The organism is Modestobacter sp. SYSU DS0904 (genome assembly GCF_054051115.1).
In genome coordinates, this window is record NZ_JBJHAQ010000001.1 from 172297 (window position 1) to 190195 (window position 17899).

Consider the following 17899-nt stretch of genomic DNA (forward strand, 5'->3'; position numbering starts at 1 on the left):
ACATCGCCTCCGCCTCTTCGGCGGTGCGGTCGTCGAGAGACTGGATCCGACTGTCTCGCCCCGGGTTCAGTGGAGGCTCTCAATCCACGTGAGGATGAGAGTCATGGCGGCACCGAGGAAGTACCCCGACGAGTTGCGGGAGCGGGCGGTCCGGCTGGCGGTCGAGGCCCGGCGCGATCCGGCGACCCGGACGGGGGCGAAGCGGGTGATCGGTGAGCAGCTGGGGATCAGTCCCGAGACGCTGCGCAACTGGGTGACCCAGGCCGAGATCGACGACGGCGCCCGGCCGGGCACCACGACCGATGCGGCGGCCCGGCTGGCGGAGTTGGAGCGGGAGAATCGGGAGCTGCGCCGGGCGAACGCGATCCTCAAGAGCGCGTCGGCCTTTTCGCGGCGGAGCTCGACCGCCCACAGCGGTGATCGTCGCCTTTATCGACGCCCACCGGGACGAGCACGACGGCGAGCCGATCTGCACTGTCCTCACCGAGGCCGGCGCGAAGATCGCCCCGAGCGGCTACTACGCGCACCGCCCCCGACCACCGTCGGCGCGGTCGGTGACCGACGCGGCCACCACGACGGTCATCGAGCGGGTTCACGCGGAGAACTTCGGGGTCTTCGGCGCCTGGAAGCTGCACGCCGAGCTGCACCGGCAGGGGCATGCGGTGGCCCGGTGCACCGTCGAGCGGCTGATGCCCGTCGCGGGGCTGCGCGGGATCACCCGGGCGAAGGGCCCGCGGACCACGGTGCCCGGGACCGGCCCGGACACCCGCCCGGATCTGGTCGACCGGGCGTTCACCGCGACCGGCCCGGATCAGCTGTGGCTCGCTGACATCACCTACTGCCGGACGGGCCTGCCCGTGATCTTGCGGCTGGTCTGGCTGCGGATGCGGGCTGAGCGGCGTCTGGGCGACCTTGACCTGCCGGGCGTACATCCGGGCGCTTTCCAACGCGAGCGCGCCCCAACGTTCATCGGGCCCGGGCACCGAAGCTGCCGGACCAGTTGGTGGCCGCGATCAGTTGGTTGTCGTCCTCCCACTGCACCAGATGCTATGTGAGTTAGGTCACACTTCTGCCCTGTCCACCGCTATGCTAAGTGGTCCATTGGGCGGCGCTCGACCTGGACTTTCGAGCCAGAGCGCAACCCTGCCACCTGCATGTATGCCATCGACCGCTGTGCTCGCTCCGCCCTTTGACAGGGCTCGCGCTGCGACTGAAGGCTCTCGGACATGAATTCCAGCCGGCTCCGTGGCAGCTGTCAGGTCTGAACCAGATGCCAACTCCACACGCCTTCGAAAGACCCATCGACGCCCGCTGGCTCGCACGCGCGGGTGTTAACCCGGGGTGTCCTACGGGGCAGCTGCCGGTCGACTTCGATCGGCTGTTGGCCAGAACTGACTACGACCCGGGAATGGGGAAATCTCTGCCTGCATTCGCTGCTGGCCTTATGTTCGAACGCAGCGTGGCCGGCGACGACGGCTCATACGGGCCGTTGCTGACTGCACTCAGCGAAGCGGGCCTGGACGTGGGCAACGGCCGAGTCGAGGCGGCCTCGACGATGGACGATGCCGACTGGCCAGCGTTAACCCGCCAGCGCATCGAACAGATGTTGCATGGGGACACGACGGTCATCCTCATCGTCCAGCCCGTTCTGTCTTTCGACTTCGCGGGCCGGAGCGTGCACATCCGTCCTGATGCGCTCGTACTCCTGGGCCTTGAAGGGCGTCTGGAGCCGGTCGAGCTCAAGGGTTTCCGCATCCGCGCCGGTCACTATCCTGCAGCGAAGATCGCCACGGCGCTCGAGCAGACAGCTGTTTCCCAGATCGCGTTGCGTCGCATCGTCACGAGTCTCGGATTCGATTCCTCTTGTGTTTCTGAGGAAGTCGTCGTCGTCTGCGCAACCGGTCGCGGCATGAAACCGCTGGCTACCCGTCACGCAAACGCTGACCGAGTCCTCACCCTGGAATCCCGCGTCGCATCCGCTGAGGCGCTCCTGGGGTCACTTCCGTCGCCGGAGTCACTACTCAAGGGCATCACCTCTGATACCGACCCGGCGAGCCGCTTGTCAGCCTTCAAGAACCTGACGGCCGCCTATGGCACCTCGTACACACCGAGTTGTCTTCAGACGTGTGGGGCCGCCTTCTACTGTCTGGAAGCCGCCAACGACGACCCCGCGCGGCTGGGCCCAACCCGACTGCTCGCTCGCGCTGGCAGCATCCGCACAGCCCTTGCCTGGGCGGACGGGGCGACCCCGACCGACCCGGCCCATATTCCGGTGGCCACTCGGCTATCTGAAGCATCCGCGCTCATCGACGCGGCGCGTGCAGACGCAGGCCTGCCGGCACGGGCGCCCGCTAGCTCCGAGGTGGGGGAGCACCCGTGAACGCCGTCCGAGAAGTTCTACAAGCGCAGGCCGGTAGAAGGCGGACCGCGGTGCAGGCCCGCTCTCGTCGGTTGGTCCACGCCCAGAGCAACCCGCGGCAACTAGTCCTTTTCCAGTACGCCGCCAACGACTTCTCCGTGATCGGAGTGGCTTTCGGCATTCCCGGGCGCCCGCCCACCCACGTCATCGCGTGTCCTGACCCGCTGGATCGAGCCGACGTGGCAGCGCGCTTGCAACCGCTACGCGATGCCCTGCTGGTGTGGTTGGACGAACACCAGGTCACGCAAGTCACGGATGAGCGCACCCGCCGCACCAAGTACGTCACGGCCGACGCCCCGCAACTCCTTGTCGCCGGAGCTGACGTGCTCACCGCGCTGAGCCACCTAGCCTACGACTGGCGCTACAACCCCAAACTCGACGAGCGCTGGCACCGACTCGGCGAAGAGCTCTGGGCCCTCTCCGACCAGCGTCACCAGCCGGGGCAGGCGCTCGTCGTGCCGCTCGCTGAGACCCTGGCCCAGCACTACGCCTTTGACCTGAGCAGGCTAGAAGAGGCGAAGTTGGCGGTAAGCGTCGCGCTACTCGATGCCGGCGTCAAAGGCGTTTCCAACGAGCAGTTGAGGTTCGCGCACCGCGCCGAGTCAGGACCGCACGGCAATCCGGACGCCCTCGACAAACCGGTGTGGCTAGCTCGCCAGTCCGGCGCCGACTCCGCGCCTGTCGTTCACAAGATCCTCGAAGAGACGTGGGATCGGTGCAGCCGCGCCTGGGCGCACGTGACCGGCATCCCGGAGGCGCAGTGCGCAACAACCGCGGCGGGGGAGGCGTGCAGAGCGTGGGCTGACCGGATCGGCCCGGTGCGTACCGGTGGTCCGCGCCGACGGCGCAGGGCACAGCCCGCGCTCGCATCCGCGGCGGTGATGGTGGCCCGTCTCGAGCGCGCCTGGGCCAAGTTCGAGGCCAACGCGGCCCAGGAGGATCCCATGATCGCGGCCGAGATGGCGGCGGAGGGCAAGGCGGTGCGGGCGAAACTCGCCTTCACTGTCCATCAATGGGGGCGGTCCAAGACCGTCGACATCGACGCCACAACGAAGGCGGCCGTTCCGCCGTCACCAGACGCGCTCGTCGGCATCGTCGGCACCAAGATCCGCGCGCTGGTGACCGCCATGAGCGCCGTGCCGGGCGGAGGTTGGCAATTGAGTCTCCACATCGGCGGTGACCGCGTGACGTCGGGGGTCAACGCGGCGACGCGGTTGACCGACGGCGACTTCTGGCTCGTGCCTGTGCCTCCTCCGGGGCCGCCGCCGATCGGCGGACCCGATACAGCTCCGCCCACCCATCCGATGGCGCGCGGCCGCCGTCCAACCAAAGCTGCCTAGGAGTCGCCATGCCGAACCTTCAGGTCACCGAACGTGCCGCCTCCGTGGGTCGCCTCCTCGGTGACTGGGCCATCGACCGCACCAGCGGTGGTCCGCTCGCTCACCACGACCACGTCCTCGTATCGGCTTTCGCAGGAGCCGGCAAGTCCCACCACCTAACCGACGCCGTGGCTCGGGCGATACAACATGAGGCCAGGATCCTCGTTGTCGCACTCACCAACGGTCAGGTCCGCGACCTCGCCCACCGACTGCAAGGCCGAGGGTTCACGGTTCTGCACTACGCCGCCGTCGGAGAGGAGATCGGTAAGCCACCTCCGGGACTTATCTCGGGCAACGATGTGCGCGCTCTGGCACGTGCGCGCTGCGTCGTTACGACGGTGTACCAGGCAGGGAAGCTGGCGAAGACGGAGGCGCAAGAGCTAGGCACCTTCGACGTCGGCTTCATCGACGAGGCATTCCAGGTCGGCACGACCCCGGAAGCGCTCAACGCGCTCACCGCGGCCAAGCGCTGGGCGTTCATCGGCGATCCAGCACAGATCGCCGTATTCACTCGCCTCGGCACGTCGCCCTTCTTGGGCGCCGACGATCCCGTCACATCGATCGTCGCCTCGGCGCGCACTCAAGGGTGCGATCTGGGCGTGCTCGAATTCGACTGGACCTGGCGCCTGCCGAATTCGGGGGCACAGCTACTGGAGCCGTTCTATGGCCGGAGAGTTCAGTCCGCAGCCGAGGACGAAGATCGCGTCCTGACAGTCGGCCCGCGCCAGTCGCTGAGCAGCAATGCACAGGCGGCCGACGAGTGCGTAGACCGAGCGGCCGCACTTGGGCTGGGGTTCCTCCAGCTGCCTGGCGATCCGCTAGAGGCAGCCGACCCACAAACGGCCGCCGGCGTGACGGCGATCGTCACATCACTGCTGTCGCGCACCGCAACCACTACGTGCGAGCGAGATGGCACCCGGCCGCTGGGAGTGGCTGACATCGGGGTCATGGTGTCCACCGAGGTCCAACAACGTGTCACCGCGCAAACCCTGTCAGCCGCTGGCTTCGGCGACGTCAAAGTTCGCACCTACAACGGGTCGCAGGGGCTTGAGTTCCCGATTTCCCTCCAGTGGCACCCCCTCAGCGGCGTCGAGGACACCGACGGCTTCAGCCTGGACCTGGGGAGGCTATGCGTCGGACTGAGTCGCCACCGGCAGGCCTGCATCATTGTCGGCCGGGGCGGGTTGCGCAGGGTGCTAGATAATCCGCCGCTGTCGCCGGAGGCGCCGTGGCCGGGGGAGCGTGATCGATTCCTCGCCGGCTGGTTGGCGCACGTGGGGCTCATGGAGCGGCTCGATGACGTCGGCGCCAGCGTGATCGCCTAACGCCCGCTCCTGCCAAGAAGTGGGATGCCTGCGGACTAGGGGAGCAGTCCATACGAGATGTCGAGGTGAGGAGCTGATTGACATGCGAAACGTCGGCTCTCCACGGACGCCGAACGTCACGTCCGCGTTGCCCGGTTCGCGCGAGAACTGGTCTCCGCACAGGGGGGCTGTGGTCGGCGGCTGGCTTGAATGTCTACGGGCGATCGACGCGGTCTGGTCCCCTAGCAGCGACGGCGAGCCGGTCATGGAAAGCGGTCCGGAGAATTCTTTGACGGTGCCTTCAGTGACGAGTCGCACGACCCGATCCCAGCATGGAACCGGATCACCTAAGGCCTAAAGGAACGCTGACAAGCATGAACGTTCGAGACATCGCCCTTTCCACGCGGGCCGGTCGGCCATCACGCCGGGCGAAGCGCATGGCTTGCGCTCGCCTGTCGAATGTTGCGGGCGGGGACGACCTGGGGCACCAGTTGAGTCAGACCTATGCCTCGCTCCCCTCATGGGCTAAGGAGAGACTCTTCGACATCGACAAGGACCTCGTCCTTCACCCGGCCGCCCATGGGGCGTCGGTCTATGAGGGGCCGAGCGGTGCAACATTGACGACGCTGTGGCTGACAAACGAGGATCCAATGTCAGCAGATGAGGTGTTCGTCGCTGTCTTTCTGGCGTCCGCGACCGCGACTGGGACGGGACATCGACGACGTCACCGTCGGGTGACGCATGGCGCCCATGCCTTGCCCGGAACCTTGCGGGAGACGCCCCTGACCCTGGAAGAGCAGCGAGCACAGGTGGCCGCGTACAAGCCCGGCGCGTTAGACGCCTCCGATGAGGACACCAGCAACTGGTTCACCGAGGTCTTCCGAGCACTCGTCGGAGCTCATCAGCCGGAGTATCTGCACCTTTCATCGAATCGCCGAATGATCCGTGCATTCCGGTTCATGGGTCAAATGCAGCAGACGCTAGTTGATCACGTCCATCGCGTCGTGGACTCGAGTGGGCGTGAAACCGACCCGCGTACTACGGAAGGACACCTGGACTTTTACTTCCAAGGCCTCTTCTCCGCCATCGACAGGGACAACTTGGTCCAGGCGCAGGTGGGAGGCAAGCTCGTCCGCAGCCGCGATAACCATGTGACCATCACCCACGCTGCCCTGCCTCCCGGTTGGCGCCGGGACGGCGGCTCGACCCGTGCCGTGCTGGACGAGGCGGCGGCGCCTCTGGTGCGGCTGCTGATCCACGCCATGGGTTATGAGTCGCAGGACACGCTGCGACAGGTGTTGCGAACCTCCAAGTTGGTCTCCCCGATGCTCAGTCCGGTGAGGCGTTGGACATGGGATCCGGAGTCCGTCGACGCGCTGTTGCGTGATTGGTCGCTCCCTCGGCCAGATGCGCCGGCGCCGCGCATGACGTCGCAGGACGGGGACCGCCTGCTTGTCGACGGACGGTCCTTGGATACCTATCGCCTCGACCGCTGGCTGTCGGCTTGGGAGTCCTCCGTCCTGGAGTGGGAGACGCGGATGCCGAAGGGGGCGTTTGTCAACGTTCCCGGAATTCGGCATTGGGAGGAGGAGTCCGGTGACACGGTAGCTTTGCTTCGCGCAGAGCTGCCGTCGCCAGCCGAGCCTTTCGCCAGTGAAGACGACCTGAGACGAGCGCGAGCCGCAGTCGACAGGTGGATCGAGAAGGGCCGGAAGCACGGGGAAATCATCTCGGCAGCTAAGTCGCGGGGAACGCTTCCCCTTCTTGGAGAGATCAGCGGCTACAGTGACGGGGACTTCGAGTACCGGCTCATCTCCCGGCACCTGAAGTTGGGCGGCACGGCCCAGCCTGCCTACGATCTCCGGCGCCGCCCATGCACGGGCGATCGCGTCGCCTGGCGGTGGGGGACCGGCGAGATCGGCGATTTGTGTGGCACGGTCGCCGCGGTCGACTTGCATCGCGCAGTTGCCGACGTCGCCACCGACATGCTTCGCGCCCGCGTCCGTCCACGAACCGACGGCGAGATAGAGGCGGACTACGCGCCCGTCAGGCCACTCTTCCGTCGTCGGCGGATGGGGACCCATGACCCGATGGCGCGCGAGAACCAGGCACTGACGGCTGCCGAGACGGCACGCACAATGGCGTATGACATGCTCAGTGAGCCGCCGATTGGCGATCCTGCTGCCTACCGCGCCAACATTCGACAGCGCCTCGAGAAGGCAGAGGCCGAGATCGAGGCAGTTCGCGCCCGCATAGCCATGATCGAGAAGGCTCGCTCTAGCGAGACCACGGCTGCGCCAGACGACCAATCGGCCCCGTCGGACTCGGCGTTCGCATCGGAATTGCAGGGCCTATTACTGGTCATCGACCGCCTCCGGGGCGCCCCACTCGTTGATCCACAGTTCGCCAGCGGGCTTCAGGAGGTGCTCCGCGTAAGGGTCGAACGCACCGAGGTTCAGCGGGTGCACTTCGACGTAGAGATTGCCGTTCCCGGCGAGAGTGGCAGCGTTCTGATCTTGCAGGGCGGCCACGGGACGGCTCCGATCCGAGGCTGGGCGCTTCCTCCGCAACGAGGAGAAGCGCCACCGGAGTCCCGCGCGGAAAGTGCCAGGCGGCGGTCCGAGGCGCGGAGCGCGGAGATCGTCGAGCAGATCATGGCCCAGGGCTCGGATTTCGTCAGCCTACTGCCGACATGGAATTGGATGGACGGCCCCGCATCCGCACAGGGACAGCAAATCCGCCTTGCTGGGGCAGCACACCTTGCGCGACTGGCCCATGAGCACGGCTACCTGTTGACCCCCAAGGTGGCCAGCGTGGCTATGCGAATTCCGATAGCAGACGTTCGGCGGGCCATTTGGAGCGCCATCCATGGCGATGTCGCTCCGCCGAACCTTGACGAAGCGTTTGCAACCTTCGTTGCGCGTGCCTACCTCGGTTTGGGCGCGGCGCAGAATTGGTACGATGGGCCCGTATCGGCTGTGCGCCGTGGTGATGCCAGCACATGGGCCTACCATCATGAGCCCACCGCAGCCGTCATGCGCATGCTCGTAAGCGCTCAGGATTCCTCCGCGCCCGGTTCCGAAATTGCGGAGACCATCCTGGCGACTGGCGGCTACCCCAATCTCGTCAATCATCTATTGGTGGCTCGGCCAACGACCGTCCCACTGCTGGAGCGCAGGACATGTCTCCTCGATGGCTGCCGCGCCAACTGTCGCAAGCATCGTCGGCTGGGCCTGCGTCCCTGCCCACATGCTGGCTGTCCGGGGCGGCTCGACACACCAGCCCGGATCTTCGAGGTGCCCGACGGCGTCCTGTGCTCGACCTGCAGGCGCATGCCGGACGCGCTAAGCCCAGTCTTCCCAGTGCCATACCTGAAAGCATGCGAACGACGGGACGCAGACCTCTTGCGCTACGCGCCGGACGTGCTCGCTCAGCGAGCCGCCGGGCGCAGGCAGCACGCACAACGTGACCATCAAGAGACCGCCGACGGCATGCCCGGGACAGATGCGTCAGTGGCTTGACTCCGGTCCGGCGCTTGCGACAACTGCCTGCCCCTCTTTCCCAGGCACGGAGGGGCCATCGCTGTCTCCAGGTGGCGGCAGGTCGCCAGCTCGGCGATGAGTGCGCGGTCGAGGCCGGGGGCGGCGTCGTAGTCGAAGTCGTCCAGGCTGGCCGGTGAGGGCAGTGAGGCGAACCGGAGCCGGCCGGCCAGCCGGCGGGCCTCGGTGTCGGAGACCTCCAGGGCCAGGCGGCGCTCGAGGGCGGCGGTCAGGCTGAGGTTCTCGGCGCGGGCGGCGTCGAGCACGCCGGGCAAGGCTTCGGCGGCGGCGTGCAGCTTGAGGGTGGCCAGGTGCCCGCGCAGCTGCTGGTAGACGCTGGCCTGCGTCGCGGTGCTCCGTTCGGTGGTCATCGGAGGGTGTTCCTTCCTCGGGCGGCGCGATTGTAGGCGGTCAGATCGATGACGACCTGACCGGGATGAGCGGTCTTCTCGCGGAGGTGGTCGGCGGCCGCTCGGGCCGCGGGGCCGGGTGGGATGCGCTGCTTGCGCCGGTGCGGGGCGGCGGTGGAGAACGCGGCCAGCGCGGCCGTCTGCAGCGCGGTGATGTGGCCGGAGTCGCGGACCATCACCCGGGTCCCGTCGGCGGCCAGCCGGTGGCGGGCGACCACCGTCGGCAGCCGGCCGGTGGTTGGGCCGGTGCTGATGTCGATGCTCGTGGCGCCGAGGCGGTGGGCCACGGTCACCGTCGTGCCGGTCAGCTCTGGTGGCACCGAGTAGCTGTTGCCGCGGTAGGCGACCAGGGCCTGCGCGCTCACCTTCCGCTCGACGGTGGTCACCGCGGGGAACGGCGCCGGCAGCGGCGCCAACCGCTCATCGGCCAGGAAGCTGGAGACGGTGCCTCGTCGGCCGCCGAGTGTGCGAAGCCGGGCGTCGCCGCGGGGCGCGCAGAACTCGTCCAGTGAGGCCTCCGCCTGCTCGACGGTCACGTCGTCGGCCAGGGTGCGCCACCAGCGCTGGGCGGCGGTGTGGTTGGCCTTCTCCACCACACCCTTGCGGTTGCCGCGCCGCGGCGGGCAGATCGCCACGGTGACGCCGTAGTGCTTGGCGACCGCGGCGAACGAGGCGCTCACCTTCCCCGAGCCGGGGTGGCAGACCGTCGCCATCCGGTCGAACCGCCAAACCCTGCTCAGCCCGCCCAGCCCGGCGCAGACCCGGTGGAGGGCGTCGATCAGGACTGGCTGCTCCATCGAGGAACAGAGCACGCCCCGCCAGCGGCCGGAGTGCGCCAGCGCCCCGACCAGCAGGAACGCCCTGCCCTGATAGCCGGCCGCGGCCCAGGCGGCGGGCGGGTCGGGCACCTCGACCCAGTCCCACTGGGTCTCCTCCCCGGCCGGGTGGTCGATCACCGCGGCCGGCCGGCCCTTCGTCGGGGCGCGCGGCTGGCACGCCGGGCGCAGGTTCCGGGCCCGCAGCTGGCGGGTGAAGGTGGAGTAGGCCCGGTCGTAGCCCAGGTCGACGACCTCGTCGAACGGGGTCATGGCCCACAGGTGCGGGTCCTCGGTCAGCGGGCCCGGCAGTAGTCGACGAACGGGTCGAACAGGTCCGGGCCGGCCGGGGCCCGGACCCCGGCCTGGCGGCCGCTCAGGCAGGCCCGGATGGTCTTGCGGTCGCGACCCAGGTGCCGGGCGATCGCCGAGATCGTCCAGCCCTGGCGACGTAGCGCGTGCACGTCGATGTCGTCTTCCCGCGTGAGCATGAGAGGCAGGGCTCCTTCGAGGTGGTGCGGTGGTCAGAGACCGCCATCCTCGGAGGAGCCCCCGCCGTCTCTGGCGGAGCTCCACGGGTGGAAGCTTTCAGTGAGCAGGTCTGGGGAAGTTCAGATGAGCGCCGTCAGGGGCGAGGCATGTCGAGCGTGCTACTTCCCTCCGGGTCCGGCGCCCTTCGCGTTGACCTCTTCGACCCCGCGCAGAACGTTCTGATCGAGGCGAAGGCCAAGAGCTCTCGTGAGTACGTTCGGTATGCGGTTGGCCAGTTGATGGATTACCGGGGCCGATCACGCCACGTCCGAGCCTCGCAGTCCTGCTGCCCGAGTCGCCGGCTCAAGGCATGCTGGACTTGCTCAGGGAGCCGAACATCTCGGTGATCTTCGAGGCGGGCAGCCGCTTCATAGATCCGACGTTGGGGCGCGTTCAGGTTCCGCGGCGGGCAACCTCTGAAGGCACTCTCTAGCGGCGCGGCGCCTGATGCCGGTGCGCCTCTGCGGGGTCCGTAGGGGGAACACCGGATTGCGGCGATGCCGGCGACGCTGCGCTCGCAGGTGGCCATGAGCGCCTCCGAACCCGCTAGACCCCCGCTAGTTGGCCTGGAGTCCAATGCCGTAAGTATTCACGATCCGTACTCGTTCTCGAACTGCCGCAACTCGCGTTCATCTGAGGCATCGCTTTACTGGTTCGCCGAATCGCCTGCCAGGGACCGCATCGCAAGAGATGTCGTACGCGCAGGGCAGCACAGGCCCATGGCTGGCGTCATGGAGCCGCGGGTCGATGGCGGGGTGACCATCCTCTGGGACCGGGACAACCATTCTAGAAGGCGAGACACCTTTCCCAGTCTCGCGCAGTTCCTCGGACGCCTGGGCGGCCCGAATGTTCGCCGGTTTGCGTCGGGCCACCCCGGCCTACTGAGGGCCTCGGCCGAGGCTGTGCGTCGCAGTGGATTCCACGTGGCTTCTGGTGGGTGGCAACCCGACCGGGCTGACCGAGCCTTCTGCACCGGGCCAAGAAGCAGGCGCGTCGGGGCGGCAGGTACTTTTGAATTGCCAGCAGTGATGGAGCGTTCGCATCCGTGGCAAGCTACGGTCGCCTGTTCGTGCTTAGGCTCGACGAGACTCTCGTGAGTCGACGACTGTTGCGAGCCGCCGAGGTCGTCATCCGCTTATCGCCGGCACCGGGTGGTTGGCGCCTGCGATACGTCAGCAGCTCGACTCCGACCCGGGCGGACCGGAGATCGTGAGTGCTCATGGGCCCTGCGTTGCCAGCCGAAGCTTCGGCCGAGCGGACGAGGTTATGAAGCGCCCCTAGCCGCGTCGTCGTCGCTAGCGATGGCCGACAGGAACGGTTCGACGAGCCCGTGTTTCGTCAAGCATGGATGTCGCCGCGTCGGCGAAGACAGCGAGAAGTGGTCCCGTAGTTGCCCAGGCTTGAGGTCCGCAGCAGGCGCGCAGTTGATGATGCACCACAGCGAACTGTGCGAGGCGGCCGGACGTGCGTTGTCGACGACCGGGCCTGCGGCGAGTCTGCAGTTCCGGCCCAAGTCGATGGCGCGTCCATTGTTTCACTCAAAGGAGTGAGTCGCGTAAAGGATGGTCATGCTGGCGGGCCGCCGATTGCGTGATTGTCCTACTCCATCACCAACCGAGGATTTCTTCCATGAAGCACCTTGCCCGCCTTGCTGTCTGTTTGCTCGAGGCCCACTACTGCGCCACAGATCCACAACTCAACCCGGAAGACTACAACTGGGAGGATCACAACGCCACCATGCACGAGGCTGTTGAACTCTCGGACGACGAGAAGGACCATCTGGTCCGCTTCTGCCTGGATCTTTCGGTTCATCTCGCGAGAACCGGTGATGCCGCCCTCGGACAGGACTTCTCTAGGATTGTGGTGGCAGATTGGCACGGCCGCGGGTGGAAGACTCGCACTGATCGCTCCGGCGATGTGCGCGCGACCGTCGCGGCAATGCCGGGGTATCGAGTATTCGACTCGTGGGGGTCGCCTTCCCTCATGCCTGCGGCCGACGATCCGCATGGGCTTTCCGCGAGTGACCGTGAGGCGCTGTGGTGTTCTCTTTTGTCGGATGAGTCACTCGATGAAACACCTGAGGACAACCAGACTCCCCGCGGCTCGGACGCCGAAGTTATTCCTATCGCTGAGTTGAGGCGACGGAGGGACTTGCGCCGCAAGGAGCCGTGGTACCGGGACTAAGCGCCGGAGTTCCTGTCCCGAGCTCTTGCTGAGCCGGGCAGGCAGGCGGCCGCGGTGCGTCCCTACTGCACAGCCTCCGAGACTCCCTGGGTGCAGTAGCGCATTCTGGCCGGCTTCGAGCATTACCACGCGCCAACAGGACCGGGGCACCTTCGGCCGGTACCTCCACGACGCTGATGACGGTGCGAAAAGAGGGGCCGCTTCCAGCGACGAGACGGCAGTGCCAAATTGCGTCCGTGTACAGGCGGGGCTGGGTCAAGACCGCGGGCACGCGGGAGGACGGGGGAGCGCAACGACTCTGGGCTCTCAATGCACCCTTGGCCTGACGTGAAATTCGGTCAGCCAGGCCTGGGGCTTGTCCTGGGTCGCCGCGCTACCGACGAGCGGCGACAGCACAATCTCGACGCACGGGTTCCGACTCGCCTCCAGCGGGGCGTGACATCTAGTGGACGCAGCGCATGCTCAGGTCCACCGCAACGCCCGCATCCTCGATACAGAAGGCATCGAGGTCAGCGGGCCCGCATTCAGCGATCTCCGCACCCTGCAGTGCAGCGAGCAGCTCGAGCTTCGCCCTGCGCTCCGTCTGGCTCATCGCCATGAGACTAGGAATGTCGTTCCGGCTAGGTCGCGTTTCCGCGATCAAGCGCAGGTCGGCCAATGGGCGAACCCCTTCACGCCAGAGTGCACTGGCCGTGGCCCAAGCCCTCAGGTCAGCGCGTGAAAGCGCTAGCGCCACTCGCTCGGAGCGCTCGCCGTGCTCCCCGTCGAGGGGCGACGAGAGTGTCACGTCCTCTTCGCAGTCGCAGTCGGACACTGCCGTCACGTCGCATCCGATGGCGATGGGGGAACCGTCCACCACCAGAGCGACCTCCGCAGGTAGACAGATGCGGTCGTATTGGGCGCCAGCTCCGACCCGACGACCAAAGTCCGTGAAATCGCGCGCCGCGGAGTCGGAGAGGCCGATTCGAAGACGAAACAGGTGGCCGCTGCATGTCTCCGTCGGCGCGCCCCAGCGTGTTGCGGTCACTACCGTGGTCGTCCGCAATTGCAGGCCCGGTGATTCAGGCGTGATGGTTAGGCGAGTATCCGATGCCATGAACGATCTCGCTGGCACCGTAGAGGACATGCACACGGTATAGGCATCGGCGCTGAGCGACCGTCACTGAAGCGGTAAGCAGACTCTCGGTGCGGCGGTCGGGTGATGTCAGCCGAATGATCACGGTTTCGGTCGGGTGGCCACCCCTGTCTGCCGATAGGAGGCAGGCGTCCGGACGGTCCGGATCACGAAGGGCTTCATGAACGTCAATGACAGTGGGCATCCGGTAGTTCGGGTGGCCCAGCAGCAGCACGCGCGGATCGGCGTCCGAATCCACGCCGTCCACACGATGCCGCCCTTCCAGCGGCTACGCCGTGGCTCGGTGCACGGTCGAGTGGCTGATGCGCACCGCCGGGCTGCGCGGCATCACCCGGGCGAAGGGACCGCGGACCACGATCCTCGGGAGCGGCGCGGACAGCCGGCCACACCTGGTCGAACGCGCCTTCACCGCGACCGGCCCGGACCAGCTGTGGGTCGCCGACATCACCTACTGCCGGACGTTCACCGGCTGGGTCTACGCCGCCTCCGTCACCGACGTCTACTCCCGCCGCGTGGTCGGCTGGCAGCTGTCCCGCAGCTTGCGCACCGACCTGGCCCTCAATGCACTCGAGATGGGCATCTGGACCCGCGCACTCGAGATGGGCATCTGGACCCGCCGGCGCGCCGGCCGCGACCTCGGCGGCCTGGTGCGTGCAGTACGTCGCCGTGCGCTACACCCAGCGGCTGGCCGAGGCTGCCGCGGTCGCCGCGGTCGCCGCGGTCGCCTCGTCCGGCTCGACCGGGGACTCCTACGACAACGCTCTGGCCGAGGCGTTCAACTCAGTGTTCAAGGCCGAACTGGTCCACAACCGCGGTCCCTAGAAGGGCATCGACGACCTCGAGACTGCCACCGCCGAGTACATCGACTGGTTCAACCACCGACGCATGCACGGCGAGATCCGACTCGTCCCACCAGCCGAGCGCGAGGATAATTTCCACCGGCACAAAACCGCGGCGACTACCGTCGCCGCGTCAGTTCCGAGCCTCTACTGAACCCGGGGCGAGACAATCGGCCGGCTTCGTCGTCGGTCGCTCCGCGCCCCGGTGCGCCGACGGGAGGCGCCCCCTCGCTGACTCGACCGCCGCTTCGACGTCGTGCCAGGTGAGCCAGTCGAGTCAGTTCACGGTGAGCCGAGAGGTTGGCCCGCTCGCGGGCTGGCTGAGTCCAGACAGCGCGAGCTGTGCTGCCAAGTCACCAGCCCCCGTCTCCCTGACGTCGGCGGCCTAACGCTGCTACGTAGAGGGCGGATGCCGGGTCAACCGTCGCCGGTCGAGGAATGCTCGGCCGCTAGACGGGAACGAGCTCCCTGAAGCGTCTCAGTGCCTATGCGCCCACTCGAGCCCAACAGCGACGTCCGCTTCCTCGATGGCGTAGAGATCCGCGTCGGCTGGGATGGTGATGCCCCCGGGAGCCGCGGGCTGCGTGAGGGTCGCGAGGATATGTAGATGACGCAGGCGCGTCGTACGGCTTTGGTCCATGAGACCCGCCACCTCCGACGGTTGGATCAGAGCATCGACCATGAGGTTGAGGTGCGAGAGAGGCCGCGCCCCCGCCAACCACAGAGCACGGGCCTTCGACAACCGAATGGCGTCGGCAAGGCTGATCGTCACGGCAGCGTGCTCGGCAGTTGACGTTGGTGCCGACTCGCCAAGTAAACGCGGCAGCCGCAGCAGGGCATCGTCATCGCCCGCGAAGCACTCCAACTCCATGCGCTTCGCGGTGCGAACAACTTGACCGTCCATCTCGACCGTCGCGGTGACGTCAACGGTGCACCAGGTGTCCGTCCCCAGGGCGCACTGCTCGGCGAAGTCGTCGAACTTGTCTGCAGCCTCAGGCGCCAGAAGAATCGTCAGGCGGGCCAAGTGACCACAGTCGGGGGAGGACGCGTGGCGCCAGGCGGTCGGCTCCATAAATGCCGTCGTACGAATCCGGAGGCCGGAGGATGTCTCATCGAACACCACGCGACTGGCCGGGGCGAAGAAGGACTTGAACGGGAGGACGATCGAGGAGGTCATGTAGTGACGATCGGCCAGTTTCGCCGTGGACGCGACCACTCCGCGAAGCTTTCTTCGCACGACCTCCCGGAAGGCTGGACCACCTGCCCAACGGGCCTGACTGTTCGGCGCTCGGCTACGGGTCCAGAGTCGGCCATTTAAGCCTCTAGTTCTGACAGTTCGCCGTGGATGGCCTCGCACATGCTCTCCAACTCCTCCAGGCGGGTGTGCCACATGTCCAGTTCCCGGTTGGACTGAGGGTCCCGAGGGACGCCCAGCTCGTCGTACGTCTCGTGGTACTCCGTTAACAAGTGCCGATAGCCAGCGAGTTTGGCTTCGAGTGTCCGCCGTTTCTCCAAGCGATACCGATCGTGGGAGGCGCAATAGCATTCGCCAGTGATGTCCGTTGGGTGCGGTGGAGTGAATGACGCCATGGGCTCGGCATCGGCATAAGAGTGCGCCGAATTGACCACTTCGACAGTCCGAACCGGGTCGTGGTGGTGACGCTCATCACTAAAGAAGGCCCGGCGGCAAAGTCGCATGGGCTGTCGCGTACGCGGCGAAGCGCCCGAAATAGGGTATTTGGCCGGCACTTCGCACTTTCGTCCGGTCGGCCGATTTATCTGCCGATTACAGGCCGGCGTCCGGACAGTCCGGACTCGGAAAGGGCGCACATGGACACGAATGCGAACGAACGCCACAACGTCCGAGCACTGCTGTATCCACGGGGAGTACGCGGCCCGCGACCGCACGCGCGGCAGGCCCTCGATGCGGTAAGGCCGGCAGCCCTGGCCCGCCAGGATCTCGACCGACGACGACCTGTCTGGCTCGCCGATGACGCGGCGATGCCCTCCGAGAGGGTCTGGACGATCCTCACCAAGGGGCCACATGCAGAGGAGGGCCTCACGCCTTGGGCTGCGTTCCAGACAGTCTTGACGGGGCTCGCCAACGCAGGTTGGAGCCGGGTTCATGTTGAGCGGGCTCTCCACGAGTGGCGTAGTTCGGGCACACCGGGCCACTGGTGGCTCGATGCGCAGCGCGGCAGGGCCCGCCAGTTCGATCGAGCCTGGTGCAAGGCCATCACCCGCGTAACACAGCGGCCGGCCGACCCGCGACAGGGCCGCCATGCGGAGCCCCGCCATGACCGCGACGTCCTTGCGCTGCTGGACGAGTTCAGGGAGCGCATCACTCACGACGCGTTTCTGCCAGCCGGGCTCCGGCTCCTGTCAACAGGCAGACAGTCAGTGGAAGAGCGGGTCGTCCTCTACGCCCTCGACGCGCTCGCCCGGGACCACCTGAGCGCCCTCCCACTCACCGTCGGTCGCGACGGCATCCTGGTTGCGGCGTCGGGACGAAGTCTCACGCTGCTCACCAACTGGTCGCAGCGCCCGCTCTCCCGGCGCTTGCGCGCCCTCTGCGGCTTGGACGGAGACGACGAGGGTCGGCGCAGCCTCATCGCACGCCTGAACAGAGGGAGTCGAGGCGATGCGGCGACCTACGTACTCCGCCCGCGTGGACAGGTGGCGTCGTGCTCACAGATCTCTTCTCTCGGGGAGAGATCTATGAGCGATGTGGCGCTGGTCCGCTCCGTGCTTCCTCCCGACATGGACATTCTCCGGCACGACCTCTTTGTTCCTGACGTCCCGTCGGGTCCTGCAGGAAGTGGACCTTCGAAGGGGTTGGGGCTCACGACCGCGCTGGTGATGAGCCTGCTCGCGACGAACACCGAGGGTCTGTCCCGCCGTGTTCTCGCCACCGTTGCCGGCAGGACGGAGAAGGACCTGGAGCCCGTGCTCGCGGACCTACTCGCATTCGGACGGTCGACGCACAAGCGAGGACCCGTCCTGGTCGAGGAGGACGACGACCGGATCAGCCTCGCCAGCACGCACGTCGACTCGCTTGTAGACGACCTCGATACCTGGGCGGCCACGCTGGGTCTCGCAGGGATCCTCTGCAGCCGCCAGAAGCAGGTGGAGTCGGAACGACACGCCTTCCACCGCGGCAAGCGGGTACAGCCACAAGTGACGCAACCGAGCGGCTCGCCGGTCCCCACCCGAGAGGACCGCCCGGACGTGGCCTGACCGGCCCAGCCACGGGGGCGGTGCGCCCGGCCGATGCGCTATCAGGCGCCAGGTCAGCCCAGGCGCGCCGACCGAGCCTGCTGATTCACCCGAACGTGTGACCAGTT

15 protein-coding genes, 2 pseudogenes and 1 other annotated feature are annotated in these 17899 nt (G+C 67.0%); of the genes and pseudogenes, 11 read left to right on the forward strand and 6 right to left on the reverse strand.

Features of this window, described 5'->3' with window-relative positions:
• Window positions 1–103 precede the first annotated feature (103 nt).
• From ACI79U_RS00765 to ACI79U_RS00790, 6 genes and pseudogenes are all read left to right on the forward strand, one after another.
• Window positions 104–304 (forward strand): annotated as a pseudogene (locus ACI79U_RS00765) (transposase); the annotation flags it as partial.
• 77 nt (window positions 305–381) lie between these two features.
• Window positions 382–509: a sequence feature (AL1L pseudoknot), on the forward strand.
• Window positions 417–1055, forward strand: a complete 639-nt coding sequence (locus ACI79U_RS00770) for an IS3 family transposase (RefSeq protein WP_457065154.1) — start codon at window positions 417–419, stop codon at window positions 1053–1055. Its footprint overlaps the feature before it by 93 nt.
• 404 nt (window positions 1056–1459) lie before the next feature.
• On the forward strand, window positions 1460–2380 hold the full coding sequence (locus tag ACI79U_RS00775) for a hypothetical protein (protein ID WP_457065152.1): 921 nt from the start codon (window positions 1460–1462) through the stop codon (window positions 2378–2380).
• Window positions 2377–3759 carry a hypothetical protein gene (locus ACI79U_RS00780; RefSeq protein ID WP_457072777.1) on the forward strand — a complete coding sequence of 461 codons (1383 nt, stop codon included), beginning with the start codon at window positions 2377–2379 and terminating at the stop codon, window positions 3757–3759. Before ACI79U_RS00775 ends, ACI79U_RS00780 begins: the two co-directional genes overlap by 4 nt.
• An 8-nt stretch (window positions 3760–3767) precedes the next feature.
• A complete protein-coding gene (locus ACI79U_RS00785) occupies window positions 3768–5123 on the forward strand; it encodes an AAA family ATPase (RefSeq protein WP_457065148.1) in 1356 nt (451 codons plus the stop codon).
• Window positions 5124–5476: 353 nt separating this feature from the next.
• Window positions 5477–8623, forward strand: coding sequence for a hypothetical protein (locus tag ACI79U_RS00790; protein ID WP_457065146.1), 3147 nt, complete (start codon window positions 5477–5479; stop codon window positions 8621–8623).
• On the opposite strand, the gene ACI79U_RS00795 is transcribed toward ACI79U_RS00790, so the two are convergent.
• From ACI79U_RS00795 to ACI79U_RS00805, 3 genes are read right to left on the reverse strand one after another with little or no spacing between them, the layout of a single operon-like run.
• Window positions 8575–9012: an ATP-binding protein gene (locus ACI79U_RS00795; RefSeq protein WP_457065144.1), complete on the reverse strand. Its 438-nt coding sequence runs from the start codon at window positions 9010–9012 to the stop codon at window positions 8575–8577. The two genes, ACI79U_RS00790 and ACI79U_RS00795, sit on opposite strands and share 49 nt — an antisense overlap.
• Window positions 9009–10139: a Mu transposase domain-containing protein gene (locus ACI79U_RS00800; RefSeq protein WP_457065141.1), complete on the reverse strand. Its 1131-nt coding sequence runs from the start codon at window positions 10137–10139 to the stop codon at window positions 9009–9011. The genes ACI79U_RS00795 and ACI79U_RS00800 overlap by 4 nt, the downstream gene beginning before the upstream one ends.
• Window positions 10140–10162: 23 nt before the next feature.
• Window positions 10163–10357: a hypothetical protein gene (locus tag ACI79U_RS00805; RefSeq protein ID WP_457065139.1), complete on the reverse strand. Its 195-nt coding sequence runs from the start codon at window positions 10355–10357 to the stop codon at window positions 10163–10165.
• Window positions 10358–12026: 1669 nt separating this feature from the next.
• Between ACI79U_RS00805 and ACI79U_RS00810 the strand changes: the two genes are divergently transcribed.
• Window positions 12027–12581 (forward strand): hypothetical protein, encoded by a 555-nt coding sequence (locus ACI79U_RS00810; protein WP_457065137.1) that lies wholly within the window; start codon window positions 12027–12029, stop codon window positions 12579–12581.
• A gap of 442 nt (window positions 12582–13023) precedes the next feature.
• Here the strand turns inward: ACI79U_RS00810 and ACI79U_RS00815 are convergent, their stop codons facing one another.
• Window positions 13024–13173, reverse strand: a complete 150-nt coding sequence (locus tag ACI79U_RS00815; RefSeq protein ID WP_457065135.1) for a hypothetical protein — start codon at window positions 13171–13173, stop codon at window positions 13024–13026.
• A 469-nt stretch (window positions 13174–13642) separates the two neighbouring features.
• Complete coding sequence (locus tag ACI79U_RS00820; RefSeq protein WP_457065133.1) at window positions 13643–13954, reverse strand: hypothetical protein; 312 nt, start codon at window positions 13952–13954, stop codon at window positions 13643–13645.
• Between the two features lie 64 nt (window positions 13955–14018).
• Between ACI79U_RS00820 and ACI79U_RS00825 the strand changes: the two are divergent.
• From ACI79U_RS00825 to ACI79U_RS00835, 3 genes and pseudogenes are all read left to right on the forward strand, one after another.
• Window positions 14019–14297, forward strand: a pseudogene (locus ACI79U_RS00825) (transposase); the annotation flags it as partial.
• 70 nt (window positions 14298–14367) lie between these two features.
• On the forward strand, window positions 14368–14538 hold the full coding sequence (locus ACI79U_RS00830) for a hypothetical protein (protein ID WP_457065450.1): 171 nt from the start codon (window positions 14368–14370) through the stop codon (window positions 14536–14538).
• A gap of 6 nt (window positions 14539–14544) precedes the next feature.
• Window positions 14545–14709, forward strand: a complete 165-nt coding sequence (locus ACI79U_RS00835) for a hypothetical protein (RefSeq protein ID WP_457065429.1) — start codon at window positions 14545–14547, stop codon at window positions 14707–14709.
• 324 nt (window positions 14710–15033) lie between these two features.
• Here the strand turns inward: ACI79U_RS00835 and ACI79U_RS00840 are convergent, their stop codons facing one another.
• Complete coding sequence (locus ACI79U_RS00840; RefSeq protein ID WP_457065131.1) at window positions 15034–15732, reverse strand: hypothetical protein; 699 nt, start codon at window positions 15730–15732, stop codon at window positions 15034–15036.
• A gap of 653 nt (window positions 15733–16385) precedes the next feature.
• Between ACI79U_RS00840 and ACI79U_RS00845 the strand changes: the two genes are divergently transcribed.
• On the forward strand, window positions 16386–17792 hold the full coding sequence (locus ACI79U_RS00845; RefSeq protein ID WP_457065129.1) for a hypothetical protein: 1407 nt from the start codon (window positions 16386–16388) through the stop codon (window positions 17790–17792).
• Window positions 17793–17899: the final 107 nt, after the last annotated feature.